The following is a 17,780-nucleotide window of genomic DNA, read 5'->3' as shown; positions in this document are numbered from 1 at the left end:
CGGATATCCGGTGGCGGGAACCTTCGGCGCGGTGGGTGCGGCGGCGTGTCGCCGTCGCAGGCTGGCCGCACCCACAATATCGATCATGAAACTTCCGTACGGTTCCGGTTGAGCCGCACAGAGGCGGGAGGCGGTGGTGGGCCGGGCAGGCGCCACGGGCAGGATGAGCGTGTGGTCCTGCCGATTCACGACATCAACCCACTTCGCCGCCGGCCGATCATGACCTGGCTGTTGATCGCGGTGAACGTCGCCGTCTTCGTGCTCTTCGAGCCGATCGTGTCCTCGGTTGCCGGCTCCAGCACGTCAGCCGCGCAGAAGGTATGTGAACAGCAGCGGTTCTTCGACCAGTGGGGAGCGATTCCCGTGGAGATGCTGGAGAACCGGCGCCTTGAGACGGTACCGAGCGGCCGCTCCCCCGGTCGGAACGCCCAGGGTCAGGTGCTCTGCGAGCTGGAGTCCCCGCCGTCGTTCGTCAAGTCACCGGTGCTGTCGGTACTGACGTCGATGTTCCTACACGGAAGCTGGCTGCACCTGCTCGGTAACATGCTGTTCCTTGGCGTCTTCGGCAACAACATCGAGGACCGCATGGGACGATTGCTATATCTGATCTTCTACGTGGTGTGCGGCTACACGGCCGCATACGGGTTCGCACTGTTCGAACCGGAGTCGACCACGACACTCATCGGCGCGTCCGGTGCGATCGCCGGTGTTCTCGGCGCCTACCTCGTGGTATTCCCGCGGGCCAGGGTCATCGGGCTCGTCACGTTCCTGTTCTTCCTGCCGTTCTGGCTGCCGGCATGGCTCGTGCTCGGCTTCTGGTTCGTGCTGCAGTACGTGTACTTCACCGGGATGGGCGTTGCCGACGGCGGCAGCGTGGCCTATGGCGCCCATGTGGTCGGGTTCGTCTTCGGCGCCGTGGCGGTCCTCCCGTTCGTCCGCGAACTGCGGGCCGCGGGGCCCCCTCGGCGTCACGCCCCCGACCACCGCTGGGTCCGCCGGACGCCCTGGTCCTGACGAGTTCCCCGCCAGCCGCCGGTCGCGCGATCATCGTTCCCCTCGCGCGGCCGGCGGCCTCAGGGAAAGCTAGGAAACCGAAACGGGCTCCGGCCGGCGCAGTCCACGCCGCCGCTTCTTCTCGCCCTTCTCGCCCTTCTCAGCTTCCACTTCCACCGCTTTCTCGACCTTCTTTGCCTTGCCGATGGCCTCGGCGGCCCGCGCGACCGATGGCAACGCAACCTCGAGGGCGACCGTCCGCCAGCCCTCGAAGACCTCCTCGGTCCCGAACCCGTTCGCGGCCAGCGCTCGGGCCGCGCCGATGAGCTGTTCGTAGGTCCGCTGGTCGTCGACTTCGTCCGCGCTGTCGTCCTCGGTGGTCCGCTGCGACACCGCGCAGCGGACCTGGAACGACACATCCGCGGGTGCTGTCGCGGGTGATGTCTGCGACAGCGGCGCGTCCGAACCGGTCCGCGTGAGCGTCCAGGTCCGGACAAACACGAACGGCTCGTCCGGGCCGGCCACCGGGAGGCCGCCGACATACTCTTCCAGGATCTTGACAACCCGTTCGACAGATGCCTGCCTTGAATCCCCACTGCTCTTACCCAACCGCATGGCGACGTCCTCCCTCACACGTGAACAATCTCCGGACCGTGGCGGCCGCGAGCAACCTCGCGGGAATCCGGTAGCGCATCTTCCCGGATGCCCTGGTCGCTTCCCGCACCGGGGTGCTCACGAGACATTGGCGACACATCCGTTCATGGGGTGTTTCAACACCGCGACCAGGGTAAAGATCCGCTAATCGGTCTGATCAGAGACGCGGCGCGGCGTGGGCGCCGGAGATGACGCCCACGCCACCTCGGACATCGTCGGAACCCTGACCCAGAAAGGACCACTATGCGTACCCGTGCACAGGTTCCCATCGTCGCCCTGGTCTGGCTCGTCGTAGGCATCGTCATCGCAGTCAGCAAGACCTACGAGGTTCATACCGGCTCCCAGGTGGTCACCTTCATCCTGGCGGTGATCCTCTGGCCCATCCCACTACTCGGCGGAACCATTACAGTCCAGTTCTGAGATCATCCAGTTCGCCGGTCAGTTGGATACGACGTAATGTAACTTAACGTTGTCTTTTTGGTGACGGTCATTATGGTGACGGTCTTGCCGGGTCGTCGAAGCGACGACCCGGCAACCCGGGACACCACCGGATGCTGCCGCACTGAGATCTGCCGCACACGACGCGCTGCCGCGGAAACCGGCAGCCGCCGATTAGGCGGGAGCGGGGGGTCGGGCTCCACCGACTCGGTTAGAATCTGTTTACATAATGTGACTTGTAGTGACAGACAACCCCGGTCAGGCGGAGAATACGGTGTCGGAGAAATCTGCGAACGTGGCCGGGCCGGTTGGGATCACACCGGACGCGACTACGATCCGGGTGTTCCTTTTGGATGATCACGAGTTGGTCCGACGCGGGCTACGCGATCTTCTTGCCGGTGAGCGCGACATCGATGTGATCGGCGAAGCCGATCGCGCTGACGGTGCGGACCAGGCGATCCTCGCGACGCGGCCCAACGTCGCGATCCTCGACGCACGTCTACCGGACGGCAGCGGGATCGAGGTGTGCCGGCAGGTCCGCTCGCAGGACCCGACAATTGGCTGCCTGATCCTCACTTCGTTCGACGACGAGGACGCGCTGTTCACCGCGATCATGGCCGGAGCCGCCGGATACGTGCTCAAACAGATTCGTGGCACCGCCTTGGTGGACGCCGTGCGGCGGGTCGCGGCCGGCCAGTCGCTGCTGGACCGCACAGTGACGCCACGTGTACTCTGTCGGCTCCGGCAGGGGTCCGACCAGGGCGGGCGGCTTGCCGGCCTGACCGACCAGGAGCGTCGCATTCTCGCGCTCATCGCCGAAGGGCTCACCAACCGACAGATCGCCACCCGCATGTTCCTGGCGGAGAAGACGGTGAAGAACTACGTGTCCAGCCTGCTGTCCAAGCTCGGGCTGGAGAGTCGGACCCAGGCGGCGGTGTTCGCCACCAGGCTCGGCGGCTAGAACGGCACCTTGACCACGGTTGCCCGCCGGAGACAACAACGGCACGTGCCCGAAAACACTGCGACAATTCATCCGGGTTGACAGCCGTCCGGGGTCGACCCAGTGAGGGGACGCTAGTCCGCGTCGTGGAGGGGTGCCACTTTGATCAACAAGGTCCTGGTCGCGAACCGCAGCGAGATCGCTGTCCGTGTCTTCCGAGCCGCGAACGAACTGGGCCTACGTACTGTCGCCGTCTACACGCCCGAAGACGTGGGTTCGCTACACCGGATAAAAGCCGATGAAGCATATGAACTCGGCGAACCGGGGCATCCCGTCCGGGGATATCTGGATGTCGACGCTCTGCTGGCCGTGGCGAAACGGGTCGGCGCGGACGCGCTGCACCCGGGCTACGGCTTCCTGTCGGAGAGCGAGGCGCTGGCCGAAGCGTGCGTGCTGGCCGGCATCACCTTTGTCGGTCCCCCGCCGGACGTGCTGCGCCTGACCGGCGACAAGGTGGCCGCCCGCGAGGCTGCGGTAGCCGCGGGCCTGCCGGTGCTGCGGGCCTCGGCGCCACTGACGGACCCGGCCGCGGCCGCCGACGCCGCGGCGTCGGTGGGCTTCCCACTGTTCGTGAAGGCCTCGGCCGGTGGTGGCGGTCGTGGGCTACGCCGGGTGCACCGGGCCGATGATCTCTCCGATGCGGCGGCAAGCGCGATCAGAGAGGCGGCGGCGGCGTTCGGCGATGGAACGATCTTCCTTGAGCAGGCGGTGAACCGGCCCCGCCACATCGAGGTGCAGGTTCTCGGCGACACGACCGGAAAAGTCGTCCACCTCTATGAACGGGACTGTTCGGTACAGCGCCGCCATCAGAAGGTCGTCGAGGTGGCGCCCGCGCCGCTGCTCGATCCGGCCGTACGTGACCAGCTGTGCGTGGATGCGCTCGCGTTCGCCCGGCATGTCGGCTATGTCAATGCGGGCACGGTCGAGTTCCTGGTCGCGGCCGACGGCTCACACACCTTCATGGAGATGAACCCGCGCATCCAGGTCGAGCACACCGTGACCGAGGAGATCACCGGTGTCGATCTGGTCGCGGCCCAGCTGCGGATCGCCGCCGGTGCGACTCTGGCCGACCTGGGCCTCACCCAGGAATCGATCACGATCCGCGGGGCCGCGGTGCAGTGCCGGGTGACCACCGAGGACCCGGCGGACGGCTTCCGCCCGGACATCGGGAAGATCACCCGATACCAGTCCCCGGGCGGCCCGGGAGTTCGGCTGGACGGGGCGACCTACGAGGGTGCGCAGGTCACCCCGTACTTCGACTCGCTGCTGGTCAAGGTGACGACCCGGGGCGCCACCTTCGAGCAGGCCACCGGGCGGGCCCGCCGGGCGCTGGCGGAGTTCCGGGTCCGCGGTGTGCGCACGAACCTGACGTTCCTGCGCCGGTTGCTGGCAGAGCCGGACTTCCTGGCCGGACGGGTGACCACGTCCTTCCTGGACGACCGGCCCGCGCTGTCGGTCGGTGACGGCGGAACCGACCGGACCAGCCGCCTGCTGGACCGGCTCGCGCACAGCACCGTCAACGGCCACAAGCGACCGGCCGGCGCGTTGGTCGACCCGGTGACCGTACTGCCGTCGTTGCCCCCCGCCATGGCGCCGGCCGGGTCCCGTCAGCTTCTCGCCGAGCTCGGACCACGGGAATGGGCGGCGCGGCTGCGGGCGTCCGAGCAGCTCGCGGTCACCGACACCACCTTGCGTGACGCCCATCAGTCGCTGCTGGCCACCCGCCTGCGGACCACTGAGATTCTCGCGGCGGCGCCCGCGTACTCCAGGCTCACCCCCGAGCTGCTGAGCCTGGAGTGCTGGGGCGGGGCGACCTACGATGTGGCGCTGCGGTTCCTGGCGGAGGACCCGTGGGAACGTCTCGCCGCCATCCGCGAGCGGGTACCGAACATCTGCCTGCAGATGCTGTTGCGCGGACGCAACGCGGTCGGTTACACCCCGTACCCCGATGACGTGGTCCGGGCGTTCGTCGCCGAGGCGGCCACAACCGGTATCGACATCTTCCGCGTGTTCGACGCGCTGAACGACATCGAGCAGATGCGGCCGGCGATCGACGCGGTCATCGAGGCTGGCGCGGTCGCCCAGGGCACGCTGTGTTACACCGGTGACCTGGCGGATCCGGCAGAATCGATCTATACCCTCGACTACTATCTCCGCCTGGCCGAACAACTCGTAGCCGCCGGCACCCACGTACTCGCGGTCAAGGACATGGCGGGGCTCCTGCGACCGGCCGCGGCGCGCATCCTGGTGACGGCGCTGCGGGCGAACTTCGACCTGCCCGTCCAGGTACACACCCACGACACCGCCGGCGGTCAGCTCGCCACCCTGCTCGCGGCGGCCGACGCCGGCGCGGACGCCGTCGACGCTGCGGCCGCGCCGCTGTCGGGTGGGACCAGCCAGCCGAACATGTCCGCGTTGGTCGCCGCCACCGACCACACCCGGCGCGCGACCGGGATCGACCTGGCCGCACTGTCCGCCATGGAGCCGTACTGGGAGGCTGCGCGTGATCTCTACGCGCCCTTCGAGGCGGGCCTGCGGGCGCCGACCGGCGCGGTGTACCGCCATGAGATCCCCGGCGGGCAGCTGACGAACCTGCGCCAGCAGGCGATCGCGCTCGGACTGGGCGCGAAGTGGTCACAGGTGCAGGAGTGTTACGCCCTGGCCAACGACCTGCTCGGCAAACCCATCAAGGTCACTCCGACCAGCAAGGTCGTCGGGGACCTGGCCTTGTTCATCGCAAGCGGCGACATCGACGTCGCCGCGCTGCGGGACAACCCCCAACGCTACGACCTGCCGGCGAGCGTCCTGGGCTACCTGGCGGGCGAACTCGGTACCCCGCCGGCAGGTTTCGCCGAGCCGTTCCGCGAACGCGCACTCGCCGGCCGGCACCCGGCCGCACCCGCGGCCGAGCTCAGTGCGGCGGACTCCGCGGCGCTGGCCGGCGCCGGCCGGCGGGAGACCCTGTCCCGGCTGCTGTTCCCGGGTCCGTGGAAGGACTACACCGCGGCCCTGGCCGCGTACGGCAACAGCTCGGCGATCCCCACCGAGGAGTTCTTCTACGGCCTCACCCCGGGTAAGCCGGTGGTCATCACGGTCGAACCGGGTGTCGAGACCATCGTCGAGCTGCACGACATCGGTGGACCGGACGACGCGGGTATGCGCACCCTCTACCTGCGGGTCAACGGAGCGCCACGGCCGGTGTCGGTACGGGACAACTCCATCGCGCCGGCGTCCAATGCCGCCCGGCGTGCCGATCCGGGCGATCCGGCCGAGATCCCCGCGGGGCTACCCGGCCTGGTCACCTACGCAGTCGCCGCCGGCGACCGGGTCAGCCAGGGTGGTCGGCTCGCGACCATCGAGGCCATGAAGATGGAGGCGGCCGTCACCAGCCCACACGCGGGAACCGTCACCGAGCTGCTCCGCTCGTCCGGTGTCTCGGTCGAGGTCGGCGACCTGCTGCTCGTCGTCACCCCGGACCCGACCGGCAGCTGACGCAGGACGCCGATCCCGGACCCGAGATCGACCGCTCGGGCCCGGGATCGCGCGGGCGGGCCCATGGGCTCTGCCCCATGGCGCTGCCCTATGCGGCTGCGAGGAAGCGGTCCAGGACCCGGACACCGAAACGCAGCGACTCGACCGGCACCCGTTCGTCCACACCGTGGAACATCCCGGCGAAGTCGAGGTCCGCGGGTAGCAGCAGCGGGGAGAAGCCGAAGCATCGGATCCCGAGCCGGGCGAAGGACTTGGCGTCCGTGCCTCCCGAGAGCATGTAGGGGACGACCCGGGCGGCCGGGTCCTCGGCCCGCAACGCGCCGGCCATGGCGTCCACCAGCGGTCCGTCGAACCCGGTTTCCAGTGCCTGGTCGTAGACGACCCAGTCACGGCGGACCGCCGGGCCGATCAGTTCGTCGATCTGGCGAAGGAACTCCTCCTCCTGGCCAGGCAGGAAGCGGCCGTCGACGTAGGCGGTGGCCTCGCCCGGGATGACGTTGACCTTCGCACCGGCGTTGAGCTGGGTGGGGTTCGCCGTGTTGCGGATGGTGGCGCCGATCATGCGCGATATCGGCCCCAACTTGGCGATCGTGGTCTCCAGGTCCTCGGCGTGCACGTCGATGCCGAGCGCGTCGCCGACGGAGTCGAGGAACATGCGCACGGTCGGGGTCAGGACCACGGGGAAACGATGGCGGCCCAGGCGCACGACCGCCTCACACAGCGCCGTGACCGCATTGTCATCGTTGATCATCGATCCGTGTCCCACCCGGCCGGCAACGGTGAGCTTCATCCAGGCGATGCCCTTCTGGGCCGTCTCGATGAGGTACAGCCGCAGGTCGTCGGAGACCGTGTAGGAGAAGCCGCCGACCTCGCTGATCGCCTCGGTGCAGTCGGCGAACAGCTGTGGGTGATTGTCGACCAGCCAGCGGGCGCCCAGGGTTCCGCCAGCCTCCTCGTCAGCCACGAAGGCGAGGACCAGATCACGCGGTGGACGGCGACCGGACCGGACAAGATCACGGATGACCGCGAGCGTCATCGCGACCATGTCCTTCATGTCGACAGCGCCCCGCCCCCACAGGCACCCGTCGACGATGTCGCCGCTGAAGGGGTGCACCCGCCAGTCCGCCGGATCCGCCGGCACCACGTCGAGATGACCGTGGATGAGAAGCGGCGCCCGACTCGGGTCGCGGCCTTCGACCCTGGCGATGACGCTGGTACGGCCCGGTTCGGATTCCAGCAGGGTCGTCTGCAGGCCGACCTCGGCGAGTGTGGCGGCAACGTACTCGGCGATGGCCCGTTCGTTCCCGTCACCACTGCCCCGGTTCACCGAGTCGATCCGCACCAGGTCCCGGCAGATCTCGACAGCCTCATCCTGTGCGATTGCGCTGCGTATCGGAACCAGGTCAGATGTGGTCGACAGGGACGTCGGGGAGGTTGTCGTGTCATTGGAGACCGGGTGATTGCTCGCCATCAGACCAGTCTGCCAGTGTGGTTGAAGATCAATTATGACGAGAGCTGCCGTCAACACCGTTGACTACTGACGGCGCCATCGCCGCCGTCAGCAACCGCCGTGGGTTGCCGCCACCGTTGGCCGCAACCGTCCACATATCGCTGCCGAAGTCCCCGGGCAGCGCGTAGGTGAGTGTCTCGTCGTCGAGCCAGACCGCCTGATCGTCGACACTCCGGTTCTCGGCCAGCGGTGTCTCGCCCATGGTCGAAAGATCGAGGACGTAGAGCCGCCAGGGCGCATCGGCGGGAAGGCCCGGCACCCGTTTCTTGAATGCCAGCCGGGTCCCGTCCGGTGCCAGGGAGGGACATTCGACGTTCTCACGCACAGTGGTGAGCGTGCGGGCCGCGACGTCACCCCGGACCAGGTAGGTGCTCCCGCCGGTGGCGAGCGTCGCGTAGAAGTGATCGTCGTCGGCGAAGGTCACGCCCCAGAAGTTGACGTCGGCGTTGCGGTAGGCATGCCCGTCCTTCACGACCTGGTAGTCCTCCAACGTGCGCTGAAGGGTCCAGGTGCGGGTGTCCAGGATCGAGGTACGGGTGGAGAACTGCCCGACCCCGTAGGAGTCGCCGCTGACGAAAACCGTCCATGCGACCAGATGGCCGCTCGGCGAGACCCGCGCCCGGGTGGGGATGCCGTCGAGGAAGTAACGCCGCTGTTCGCGCAGGCCCGCGTCGAGTATCACCGCCGCGAAGGTGTCCGACACCGCGGCGTGCACCGCCTGCAGGCAGATACCGGTCCCGACCGCGGCGTAGAAGCGCAGGCAGTGAACCGTGGATGCGGTACGCGGACCGTCCGGGTCCGCCGACGGCACCGATGTCAGCTCGTCACGGTGCGGACCCCAGACCATGTTGCGGAAGACCAGCATCGGCGCCCGGGTCGAACCCGCTGCGGTGAGCGTGACCTGCCCTGCGGTCACCGGTGGGCCGGACGCCGTGCGATCCCTGCGGTCGCCGCGGTCGGCGGCATGGCGCACCGCGCCCACGGCGACGGCGGTGAGCAGCCCTACGGCGCCGAGCAGGACGAGCAGTCGGGTACGTACGGTCACTAGGTCGTCTCCCGTGGCGCATTGGGTGCTGCGATGGGTACTGCGATGGGCCGGATGAATGCGCTCGCCGCGACGCAGGTCGCCAGCGTCACCGTGGCGACGATCAGTGCGGTGTGACTCCCCCACGCCGTCCAGGCCACGCCGAACGACAACGAACACCCGAAGCGGGCGCCGGCCTGTCCGGTCTGTACCAGCGCCAGGCCGCTGGCGCGCAGCTCGGCCGGCACCGAGCCGGCCGCGGCCGCCATGAGCACCCCGTCGGTCGCGGCGTAGAAGGCGCCGTGCAGGACGAGCACCGCGACCGGCAGGCCGGCTACAACCAGGCCGGCTACCGTCACCGGCCCGACCGGCTCTCCCGTTGCGTGGGTCGGCGCGAGCAGCAGCCCGTAGGCCACGAGCAGGCCCAGATGCCCGGCGAGGAAGACCCGCCAACGGCCGAACCGGTCGGCGGCGTGGCCGAGCGGCACGGCCAGCAGCAGGAACGCGCCCGCCGTACCGAGCGGCAGGAGCGGGAACCAGCGCTCGGACAGATCCAGACGTCGCTGTAGCAGCAGGTAGACAAAGGAGTCGCTGACCGTTGCCAGGCCCAGTACAAACGCGCAGCCGGTGAGCCGCCGCAGGTGCGGTCGGCCCAACAGAGCGAGCGCCGCGCGCACGGACACCGTGGCTGCCGCCGCGGCCGGCCGGCCTGTGGCCGGCGCCGGGGCGACCGCGGCACCGCTGGGCGGGGCCGTCGCCGGGACGCGTCCGGGAGCGAAGAGCAGGAGGACCAGCACACCCATGGTGGCGATGCAGAAGCTCACCACGAAAACGGCGTCGAAGCCCCCGGCAGCCGTCCGCAGGACGAAAAAAGCCGTGAGTGGACCCAGCAGCGCTCCGGTGGTGTCCATGGCCCGGTGCACGCCGAAGGAACGGCCCTGGGCCTCGGGCGGCGCGGCAAGTGAGATCATCGCGTCGCGAGGGGCCGTGCGCAGGCCCTTGCCCGTGCGGTCGACGGCGAGTACAGCACCGATCAACGGCACGCTGTGGACGGCGAGCAGGGCCGGCTTGCACAGGGCGGACAGGCCGTACCCGAGCGCCGCGGTGGTCTTGTGCCGCCGGCCACGGTCGGCGAGGTGGCCGCCGACGAGGCGGACCAGTGCGCTGACCCCGTTGTAGACGCCGTCGAGCAGACCGAAGCCCAGCGGGGACAGACCCAGCTCGGCCACCAGGTACAGCGGCAGAACGGCGGTGACCATCTCCGAGGAGACATCGGTGATGAGACTGACCGTGCCCAGCACGAGCACCGTGTGCGGCACCGCCCGCAGCACGGTGCGAGCGGCCGGCCGGGCCACGGCGCGGGTGTCGGCGGCGGGCAGCGGGCCGAGGGTCCGACCCGGGTGCGGACCCGGGCCGGACGACTCGGACGCAGTACGGGCGTCCGCTACGTACACGGTCTGCTAGTTCCAGATACCGGTGATGTCCGATGCGGTCGCGGCGTTACCCGCATGGGTGGTGAGGCCGCTGAGGTCCTCCAGCGTGCGTAGCACGTTGTAGTGGTTGTAGGTCGTCGACGAGCTGCCGCCCACGATGACGTGCTGCCCGTAGACAACGGTGGCGATGTGGTTGCTGCTGGAACCGTTGTCCTCGTCGAAGGTCAGGACGAGCAGGCTGTTGTGGGTCTTGGCCCAGGTGGCGTAGGCGCCGAGGTTGTTCTGCACCCACGTGTCACCGGTGGAGACCGAGCAGTCGTGCATGTCGTTGCACAGGTTCGGAACGACGAACGAGACCTTCGGCAACGTGGTGTAGTCGGTCGGGAACTGCGTGAACGTGTAGGCAGTGTTCAGCGGCACATTGCTGAAGGCGAACCACGGGTTGTGCTTGCGGGCGTACTTCGTGCTGCTCTTGGTGCACACCGTCGAACCCTGCGAGGGCAGGCCCTCGTTGTAACTGCCCCAGGTCAGACCCGCTCCGATGAGTTCGGAGCCGAGGTTGGCCGCACTGCTGAACTGCGGGATGTAGCAGCTGTCGTCGGTGATGCCCTGGGTGCTGCCGGAGAAGAGCGCAAGGTAGTTGGGCTGGCTGGGGTGGGTGATGCCATACGAGGACGAGAGGTTGGCGCCGCCGCTCTTCAGCGTGTTGTTGATGTATGGCGCGCTCGAGCTACCGATAATCTGCGAGTAGGAATGGTTCTCCAGCACCACCACGACCACATGGTCGGGTGTGGGCAGCGCGGCGGCCTGCGCGCTGGCTGGCAGGAGACCGACGGCCGCGGCTGTCAGACCGGCGGTGGCACCGAGCGCTGCCAGCGCCCAGCGCGGGCGTCGCAGGCGGGCGGGAACGGACACAGCAGACCTCCGGAAAATGCCTCGGGGAACAACACAGGGGCGTCAACTGGGCGGGCGTCAGACTAAGCGCGCGGTTGCCATCCCGTCAGCAGACCGAACGTGACGACCACGCAAACAGTTGTGTCGGCATGTGGTTCCGGTTGTTACCGACCTCATAGTCCACTGTCCGGTATGCACGGTTAACACCTATAATGACCTGATCATGTATGGTCAGGCGTGGACAGCTCATTCAGATTATCGAAACAACACGCCAGCATGGCGCCAGGAATCGGCAATTACCATCAGCACGCGAAGCTGCCTGTTTTTCCCGCCACAGCAGGCGACGCGCACCTGTTGTTCATCATCGCGGAATACAGATTTTGCAACTCCGCCCTAATCTCGCCGACAGACTTCCGGTTCGTCACCGGCGAACCCGGTATTCCGACCGAGGGACAAGGTGGAGGATGACACGCTTGCGCCAGCCGTTCAGCCGGCGGGCATACTTTCCAGCGTCCGGTCGAGCGGCCGGCGGCGCGACCACCGCTACCAGGGGCACCACCGCTACCAGGGGCACCACCGCTACCAGGGGCCGAGTCCGCAGCGCCGCGCTCACGCTGAGCACGATCACCGTGCTCGTGCTCGCCCAGCCGACGCCGGCACAGGCTGCCGACTCCACCCAGTACGGCGGCGACACCTCCCGCGGCCTCGGGGTCGCCATCCCGTTCAGCGGTTTCACCGACCGCAATGGGCAACCGGTCGCGATCTCGGGCGCGGTGGGCGCGGACCTCGTTCTCGGCTCGACCGCCCAGCCGTATCTGCCGTGCCAGCACTTCGATCCGCGGACGGGCACCGGTGACACCTTCGTGAATGCCTGCGAGGTCCGCGGAAGCTACGCCACGTACACGCGGTTCGCCGCTGGCAACGGCATTCTTTTCCCACACGGCTACTTCATGCCCGACACGCAGCCGGACCTGGTCGAGGGCGGCTCGCTGCGGACGGACTGGGGCGCGCGCACAGCCGGGCTCTCGCTGGAGTTCTACCCCGACGTCACCCGCGACCAGGAGTACGTGCACTCCCGTTTCTACGTCGACAGCTTCAACCACCGGGCGAACGGCTGGACCTACGCCGCCTATGTGGGAACCATCGCCCTCGCCACCCTCGCGGACCCGGGTACCGCCCAGATCACCGGTAACGTGACCAGAGGTGGGGCGCTGCCAGCCAAGAACGAGATCAGGTTCATGATCTTCGGTGGCGACGCGCGCTCGTCCGCGGGATACCCGATCTCCTCCTTTGCGGTCACTTACAGCAGCGGCGGCGCCGGCTGGACCAGCGGCGCAATGTACGCCGGGTCACAGCGGGTCACCGTCGACGACACCGCCACCGGACACCAGTGCATATACGATCTTCGTAAAATCACCGGTTCGGACAACCACCTGGATTTCGACGTCGCCCGTCCCGGCTTCGGCCGCAGCGGTGGACGGTGCAACTTCGCGTGAGAGCGCCCGGCCACAGGGGCATGGATCAAGGGATGGTGTAGCGCTGAGGTGCCATTCGTGTTAATCACCACGGCTGACGCCGGTAAGCGCTTAGCGTGGTGGCGTGAGGCGAATTGCCGCGGGACCGCGTGCTGCGAGGCTGGCAGCACGCCACCGGTACGGGTACAGGCGGCTGGCTACAGCCATGGCCGGACTTTACCTCGCATGCGGACTCATGATCCCCGCCTGCGACGGCCAAAATACACCGATCAGACCATCCACGGCCGCCGATTGTCGAGAACCTGGAGTAACCAAGGACCAGATCACGTTGGGGATGCTGTATCCCGACACCGGAAACGCAGCCTCGCTGTTCCTGCCCTTCCGCGCGGGTGTAGACGCCCGACTGGGCGTCGCGAACAACGCGGGTGGAATAAATGGCCGCGAGGTGGTGTACACCTGGCGCGACGACGAGTCCCGAGCGACTGCCAATCTCGCCGCGGCACACAGCCTGGTCGACACCGACGATGTCTTCGGCATCATCGAGTCCACCTCGGTGGCCAGCGGGTCGGCTGCATTCCTGCACGACCGCGGGATACCGGTCACCGGCACGTCCCTGGAAACACCCTGGACGATCTATGACAACATGTTCAGCTACTCCAACCTGATTGCCAACGGTACGTCCATCAGTACCTGGGGGGACTTCGTCGCCGCTCACGGCGGTCACACCGCGGTCGTGGCCCAGGCGACCTTCTCCGCTACATCGCTGAGCGTCGCCGCCGAACTGACCGCAAGCCTGCGATCAGCGGGTGTCCGTGTCGTGGCGACCCTCGACGTGACCGGCCCCATCGACGCCGCCGACATCGGGGGACGAATCAGGGACAGCGGGGCGGACGTCCTCGTCGGTGCTGTGACCGCCGCGTCCTTCGGCCAGGTCGTCGCGGCTGCCCGGGCCGCCCGGGCCGGCCTACGGGTCATCCTCTCCCCGACCGGCTATGATCAGAACGTTCTGCGCCTCTTCGGAACCACCCTTGCCGGCGTCTACATCTTCGTCGACTACGCCCCCTTTGAATCCGACACACCCGCACATCGAGAATTTCTCCAGGCCGTGCCCTATTACGCACCACAACTTCAGCCACCGAACCAGCAGGCCGCGCTCTCCGGCTGGATCTCAGCGGACATGTTCCTTCGAGGCCTTGCCGACGCCGGACCCTGCCCCACCCGCCAGCGGTTCATCACCGGCCTGCGTGCGGTGCACGACTATGACGCGCACGGACTGCTGCCCGCTCCCGTGGACTTCACCGCCGGTTTCGGTCAACTCAACCGTTGCTACACCTTCCTCCAGGTCAGTTCGGACGGGAAACGCTTCCAACTCGTCCCGCCCACGCCACTGTGCGGCTCACGGCTCGGCTGACCGCTGACGGCTCGGCTGGCCGCGACGGTCGCGGGCATCGCGGCGATCGGTCACGTCACCCGATCACTGGGGAGCGAAGACCAGCGTCACGGTCTGGGCGGCGCCGGTACCGTTCGATGCGACTTCGACGCTCTGGTTGTATCCCACGAAGGTCAGTTCCGTCGTGCTGTCGGACTTGACCTGGTGTTGGAACGTATAGCCGGCAGCGGGCATCGCCTGGCGGTAGTAGCGGATCGCCTCATCCCCGGTCACACCGCTCAACGCAAGGGTCGCCCCGAGGCCCCCGGACGCTACGACCGTCGGCGTCGCCCCCTTGGGGAACGGGAAGTGCTTGGGGACAACCGTTCCCCGCAGTGCGGCGATTCCCGCCGTCGCGGTGGCAGCTGCGGTCGCTGTCGTCGCCGGGGACGCCGTCGGCGCCAGGTCGAGGTCGGTCGGCAGGTTGGTGGGCATGGCGGCTGCGGACGCGCCAGCCACCGGCACCGACGCCGCGGGCGCGCTGGCGGGCGTTGACCCGCTGCCGCACCCACCGAGCAGGAGCTCCAGACCCAGCGTGGCACCAACCGTCACCATCCGCACCTGTTTCCTGCTGGCCCAACCCATCGACGTGCCCGTCATGGCCGCACTGCCCACAGGTCTCCCATCTGGTGCGTTGAGTCGTAGCTGCATGAACCGTAGGTTAATTGGTCGAAGAAAGATCCAAAACAAGGGCTGACCTACGGAAGGTCCAGGTTGGTGGTTGTGGACGACGGGTGTTGGTTAAAGATCAACTAGCGAACGCAATGTCGTCAACACTGTTGATTATAAGGGAGAAGTCATTACAGAGAGTAACTTCAACTCCGCGGATGCGACCGGACTAGTCAACACATGACCCCGACGTGCCATGCCCGAATTGCCCTCGAAGGAAGAACCGTGTGTATATTACACATCGACGTTCTGTGATGGGAGGCTGCGTGGCAACGACACGAACACCGCAATCCGCTCCTCTGCTGACACCTGCTGAGGTAGCCACCATGTTCCGGGTGGACCCCAAGACGGTGACCCGCTGGGCCAAGGCCGGGAAGTTGACCTCGATCCGTACCCTCGGCGGGCACCGCCGCTACCAGGAAGCCGAGGTCCGGGCGCTCCTCGCGGGCATCCAGCCCGGAGACACCCTGGGCTAGAAGCCGTCAGGCCAAAGGCCGCGCGAACAAACCATCCTCGCGCGGCCTTTGGCCGGTGTGACCTTTCAGGCCTCCGGCCGCGCGAACAAACCATCCTCGCGCGGCCTTTGGCCGGTGTGACCTTTCAGGCCCGGCCTTTGAGCAGCAGATTCCAGTACATCAGCGGCAGGCCGTAGCGCTTGAGGTACCACATGTCGCGACGTTCCCGCTGGGCGTTGACCAACCATGGAGGAAACGTCGGATGGGGACGCATGGTGTAGTCGAACTCGGCCAGCAGCATCTTGTTCCGTGCAGTGGTCAGCGGACACGAGGCGTACCCGTCGTACTGTCGCGCGGCGGGTTGGCCGTTCATGACCGACAGTAGGTTCGCGACGACGACGGGCGCCTGCTTGCGGATGGCCGCGCCGGTCTTGGCATTGGGCGAGCTGCTGGCATCCCCGAGGGAGAACACGTTGGGGTAGCGAGTGTGTTGCATCGTGTGCTTGTCGACACTGACATACCCGGCCAGGCTGGTTGGGTCCGCCAACGGACTTTTCTTGATCCAGTCTGGTGCGCTCTGCGGGGGGACGAGATGCATCAGGTCATAGCCGATGTCGTCGGTGACACCGGTGGCATGGTCGATGACGACAGCACGGCGCGATTCGGGGTCGACCTCGGTGAGTTCGCTGTTGAGGCGAACCTCGATGCCATAGCGGGCCACGACCGTCGCCAGCACGTCGGCGAACTCCGGCACACCGAACAGGGCGGGGGTGGGCAGCACGAGTACGACCCGGATGTCGTCGAGGACACCGTGCCGGCGCCAGAAGTCGCACGCCAGGTACGCGATCTTCTGGGGAGCGCCGCCGCACTTGATCGGCCCTGCGGGCATGGTGAACACCGCGGTGCCCGACCGCAGCGAGCGGATCATCTCCCAGGTCTTGGGTGCAAGCTCGTAGGTGTAGTTACTCGACACCCACGGTGTGGTGACGGCCTCCCCCATCCCGGGAATCGTCGTCCAGTCGAGTTGGATTCCCGGACAGACGACGAGATGGTCATAGCCGATCCGCGCACCGCCACCGGTGGTGACGATCTGATTGTCGGTGTCGATCGTCTCGGCGCGGTCGCGGATCCAGGCGACGCCGGCGGGCATGACCCCGGCCTGCGGGCGGGCGCTGCTCGCAAGAGGTGCGCACCCGCCCCCGACGAGGGTCCACAGCGGCTGGTAGTAGTGGGTTTCGGCCGGGTCGATGAGGCCGACGTCGACGCTACCGGCGCGGCGCAGGCGGGCCGCGACGGAAATTCCGGCACTTCCCCCGCCGATGATGAGCGTGGTGTGGTGGCTGGTCGTAGCCATGGGCAGCATCCCTTGTGCACCGACAGGTGGGGTCAGGCCGGATCGGTGATGATGGGCGGGCCGACGATCAGGCGCGTGCGGCGCAGCCATCACTCTTCCCGCAATGATCATAGCAGCGTCGCCCGTACCGCCGAGTGTGATCCTCAGACCGACCGGCAACAGAGCGCCCGGTTCAGATCAGCGACGGCTCCGGAACGGGTCGCCATGGTAAACTTGTATGCGGCAACAAATATGCGCTACTCGCAGATGGAAAGGTCAGCGCTTCATGACTGCCACCATCGAGGCGCCACCCCCGGCATCAGCGCCGGCGCCGGACGCAGGCAGCACCCCCTACTCGCACCGGCAAATCATGGTCATTATGTCCGGCCTGATGCTCGGCGTACTACTCGCGGCCCTGGATCAGACGATCATCTCCACTGCACTCACCCGGATCAGCGAGGACTTCCACCGCCCCGACCTCTACAGCTGGGTCGTGACGTCCTACCTGCTGACCGCAACGGCGAGCACCCCGCTGTACGGCAAGCTAGGTGATCTCTACGGCAGAAAAACGATCTTTCAGATCGCGATCGTCATCTTCCTGCTGGGGTCAGCCCTGGCCGGGCTCAGCCAGAGCATGTTTCAGCTGATCATATTCAGAGGCGTGCAGGGCGTGGGTGCCGGTGGACTGATCTCGCTGGCTCTCGCGATCATCGGCGACGTCATCCCGCCCCGCGAACGAGGCAGGTACCAGGGCTACTTCGGAGCGGTGTTCGGTGCCTCCAGCATCCTCGGCCCGCTGATCGGAGGCTTCCTGGTCGACCAGGCGTCCTGGCGCTGGGTGTTCTACGTCAACATCCCGGTCGGCGTCATCGCGCTCATCGTCATACACAGGGTTCTGACGATCGACTATGAGAAGCGTGCCGCACGCCTGGACATTCTCGGGGCCGCGCTTCTCGTCGGCGGGGTGTCACTGTTCCTGAT

Annotated in this window: 15 protein-coding genes; 8 read left to right on the top strand and 7 right to left on the bottom strand. The window is 67.3% G+C overall.

Annotation, left to right across the window (positions count from 1 at the left end; genetic code table 11):
• Window positions 1-171: 171 nt before the first annotated feature.
• Window positions 172-1,014 carry a rhomboid family intramembrane serine protease gene (locus U9983_RS09335; protein ID WP_322753619.1) on the top strand — a complete coding sequence of 281 codons (843 nt, stop codon included), beginning with the start codon at window positions 172-174 and terminating at the stop codon, window positions 1,012-1,014.
• A gap of 69 nt (window positions 1,015-1,083) precedes the next feature.
• Here the strand turns inward: U9983_RS09335 and U9983_RS09330 are convergent, their stop codons facing one another.
• On the bottom strand, window positions 1,084-1,626 hold the full coding sequence (locus U9983_RS09330; RefSeq protein WP_322753618.1) for a hypothetical protein: 543 nt from the start codon (window positions 1,624-1,626) through the stop codon (window positions 1,084-1,086).
• A 264-nt stretch (window positions 1,627-1,890) separates the two neighbouring features.
• On the opposite strand from U9983_RS09330, the gene U9983_RS09325 reads away from it, so the two are divergent.
• From U9983_RS09325 to U9983_RS09315, 3 genes are all read left to right on the top strand, one after another.
• Entirely contained in the window at window positions 1,891-2,067 is a 177-nt protein-coding gene (locus U9983_RS09325; RefSeq protein ID WP_322747141.1) for a hypothetical protein, read from the top strand.
• Window positions 2,068-2,359: 292 nt separating this feature from the next.
• Complete coding sequence (locus tag U9983_RS09320) at window positions 2,360-3,046, top strand: response regulator transcription factor (protein WP_322747140.1); 687 nt, start codon at window positions 2,360-2,362, stop codon at window positions 3,044-3,046.
• A gap of 144 nt (window positions 3,047-3,190) precedes the next feature.
• Window positions 3,191-6,577 carry a pyruvate carboxylase gene (locus U9983_RS09315; RefSeq protein ID WP_322753632.1) on the top strand — a complete coding sequence of 1,129 codons (3,387 nt, stop codon included), beginning with the start codon at window positions 3,191-3,193 and terminating at the stop codon, window positions 6,575-6,577.
• A gap of 88 nt (window positions 6,578-6,665) precedes the next feature.
• On the opposite strand, the gene U9983_RS09310 is transcribed toward U9983_RS09315, so the two are convergent.
• Genes U9983_RS09310 through U9983_RS09295 form a run of 4 tightly spaced genes read right to left on the bottom strand, consistent with a single transcriptional unit; the run spans window position 6,666 to window position 11,459 of the window.
• Window positions 6,666-8,048, bottom strand: coding sequence for a M20/M25/M40 family metallo-hydrolase (locus tag U9983_RS09310; protein ID WP_322753617.1), 1,383 nt, complete (start codon window positions 8,046-8,048; stop codon window positions 6,666-6,668).
• 28 nt (window positions 8,049-8,076) lie between these two features.
• A complete protein-coding gene (locus tag U9983_RS09305; protein WP_322753616.1) occupies window positions 8,077-9,132 on the bottom strand; it encodes a TolB-like translocation protein in 1,056 nt (351 codons plus the stop codon).
• Window positions 9,132-10,565: an MFS transporter gene (locus tag U9983_RS09300; RefSeq protein WP_322753615.1), complete on the bottom strand. Its 1,434-nt coding sequence runs from the start codon at window positions 10,563-10,565 to the stop codon at window positions 9,132-9,134. The genes U9983_RS09305 and U9983_RS09300 overlap by 1 nt, the downstream gene beginning before the upstream one ends.
• A gap of 6 nt (window positions 10,566-10,571) precedes the next feature.
• Entirely contained in the window at window positions 10,572-11,459 is an 888-nt protein-coding gene (locus tag U9983_RS09295) for an alkaline phosphatase family protein (RefSeq protein WP_322753614.1), read from the bottom strand.
• Between the two features lie 443 nt (window positions 11,460-11,902).
• Here U9983_RS09295 and U9983_RS09290 point away from each other — a divergent pair, with 443 nt between their 5' ends.
• Together U9983_RS09290 and U9983_RS09285 are read left to right on the top strand one after the other, a co-directional pair.
• Window positions 11,903-12,934 (top strand): hypothetical protein, encoded by a 1,032-nt coding sequence (locus U9983_RS09290; RefSeq protein WP_322753613.1) that lies wholly within the window; start codon window positions 11,903-11,905, stop codon window positions 12,932-12,934.
• A 184-nt stretch (window positions 12,935-13,118) separates the two neighbouring features.
• Window positions 13,119-14,324, top strand: coding sequence for an ABC transporter substrate-binding protein (locus U9983_RS09285; RefSeq protein ID WP_322753612.1), 1,206 nt, complete (start codon window positions 13,119-13,121; stop codon window positions 14,322-14,324).
• A 63-nt stretch (window positions 14,325-14,387) separates the two neighbouring features.
• Here U9983_RS09285 and U9983_RS09280 read toward each other — a convergent pair whose 3' ends face one another.
• Window positions 14,388-14,942 carry a hypothetical protein gene (locus tag U9983_RS09280; RefSeq protein WP_322753611.1) on the bottom strand — a complete coding sequence of 185 codons (555 nt, stop codon included), beginning with the start codon at window positions 14,940-14,942 and terminating at the stop codon, window positions 14,388-14,390.
• Between the two features lie 323 nt (window positions 14,943-15,265).
• On the opposite strand from U9983_RS09280, the gene U9983_RS09275 reads away from it, so the two are divergent.
• Window positions 15,266-15,487 carry a BldC family transcriptional regulator gene (locus U9983_RS09275; protein ID WP_322753610.1) on the top strand — a complete coding sequence of 74 codons (222 nt, stop codon included), beginning with the start codon at window positions 15,266-15,268 and terminating at the stop codon, window positions 15,485-15,487.
• A 124-nt stretch (window positions 15,488-15,611) separates the two neighbouring features.
• Here the strand turns inward: U9983_RS09275 and U9983_RS09270 are convergent, their stop codons facing one another.
• Entirely contained in the window at window positions 15,612-16,820 is a 1,209-nt protein-coding gene (locus U9983_RS09270; RefSeq protein ID WP_322753609.1) for an FAD/NAD(P)-binding oxidoreductase, read from the bottom strand.
• 265 nt (window positions 16,821-17,085) lie between these two features.
• On the opposite strand from U9983_RS09270, the gene U9983_RS09265 reads away from it, so the two are divergent.
• On the top strand, window positions 17,086-17,780 hold a 695-nt coding region (locus U9983_RS09265), incomplete at its 3' end, for an MFS transporter (protein ID WP_322753608.1).

It is taken from the genome of Protofrankia sp. Cas3, assembly GCF_963555955.1.
GTDB lineage: Bacteria > Actinomycetota > Actinomycetes > Frankiales > Frankiaceae > Protofrankia.
The sequence above is the reverse complement of the archived record's forward strand: the minus strand, read 5'-3'. Positions and strand labels throughout refer to the sequence as shown.

Excerpts from the sequence above, each read along its gene's own strand:
- U9983_RS09325 (WP_322747141.1), top strand. The coding sequence starts at position 1,891 with ATGCGTACCCGTGCACAGGTTCCCATCGTCGCCCTGGTCTGGCTCGTC.
- U9983_RS09310 (WP_322753617.1), bottom strand. The coding sequence starts at position 8,048 with ATGGCGAGCAATCACCCGGTCTCCAATGACACGACAACCTCCCCGACG.
- U9983_RS09290 (WP_322753613.1), top strand. The coding sequence starts at position 11,903 with ATGACACGCTTGCGCCAGCCGTTCAGCCGGCGGGCATACTTTCCAGCG.
- U9983_RS09285 (WP_322753612.1), top strand. The coding sequence starts at position 13,119 with ATGGCCGGACTTTACCTCGCATGCGGACTCATGATCCCCGCCTGCGAC.
- U9983_RS09280 (WP_322753611.1), bottom strand. The coding sequence starts at position 14,942 with ATGACGGGCACGTCGATGGGTTGGGCCAGCAGGAAACAGGTGCGGATG.
- U9983_RS09275 (WP_322753610.1), top strand. The coding sequence starts at position 15,266 with ATGGGAGGCTGCGTGGCAACGACACGAACACCGCAATCCGCTCCTCTG.
- U9983_RS09270 (WP_322753609.1), bottom strand. The coding sequence starts at position 16,820 with ATGGCTACGACCAGCCACCACACCACGCTCATCATCGGCGGGGGAAGT.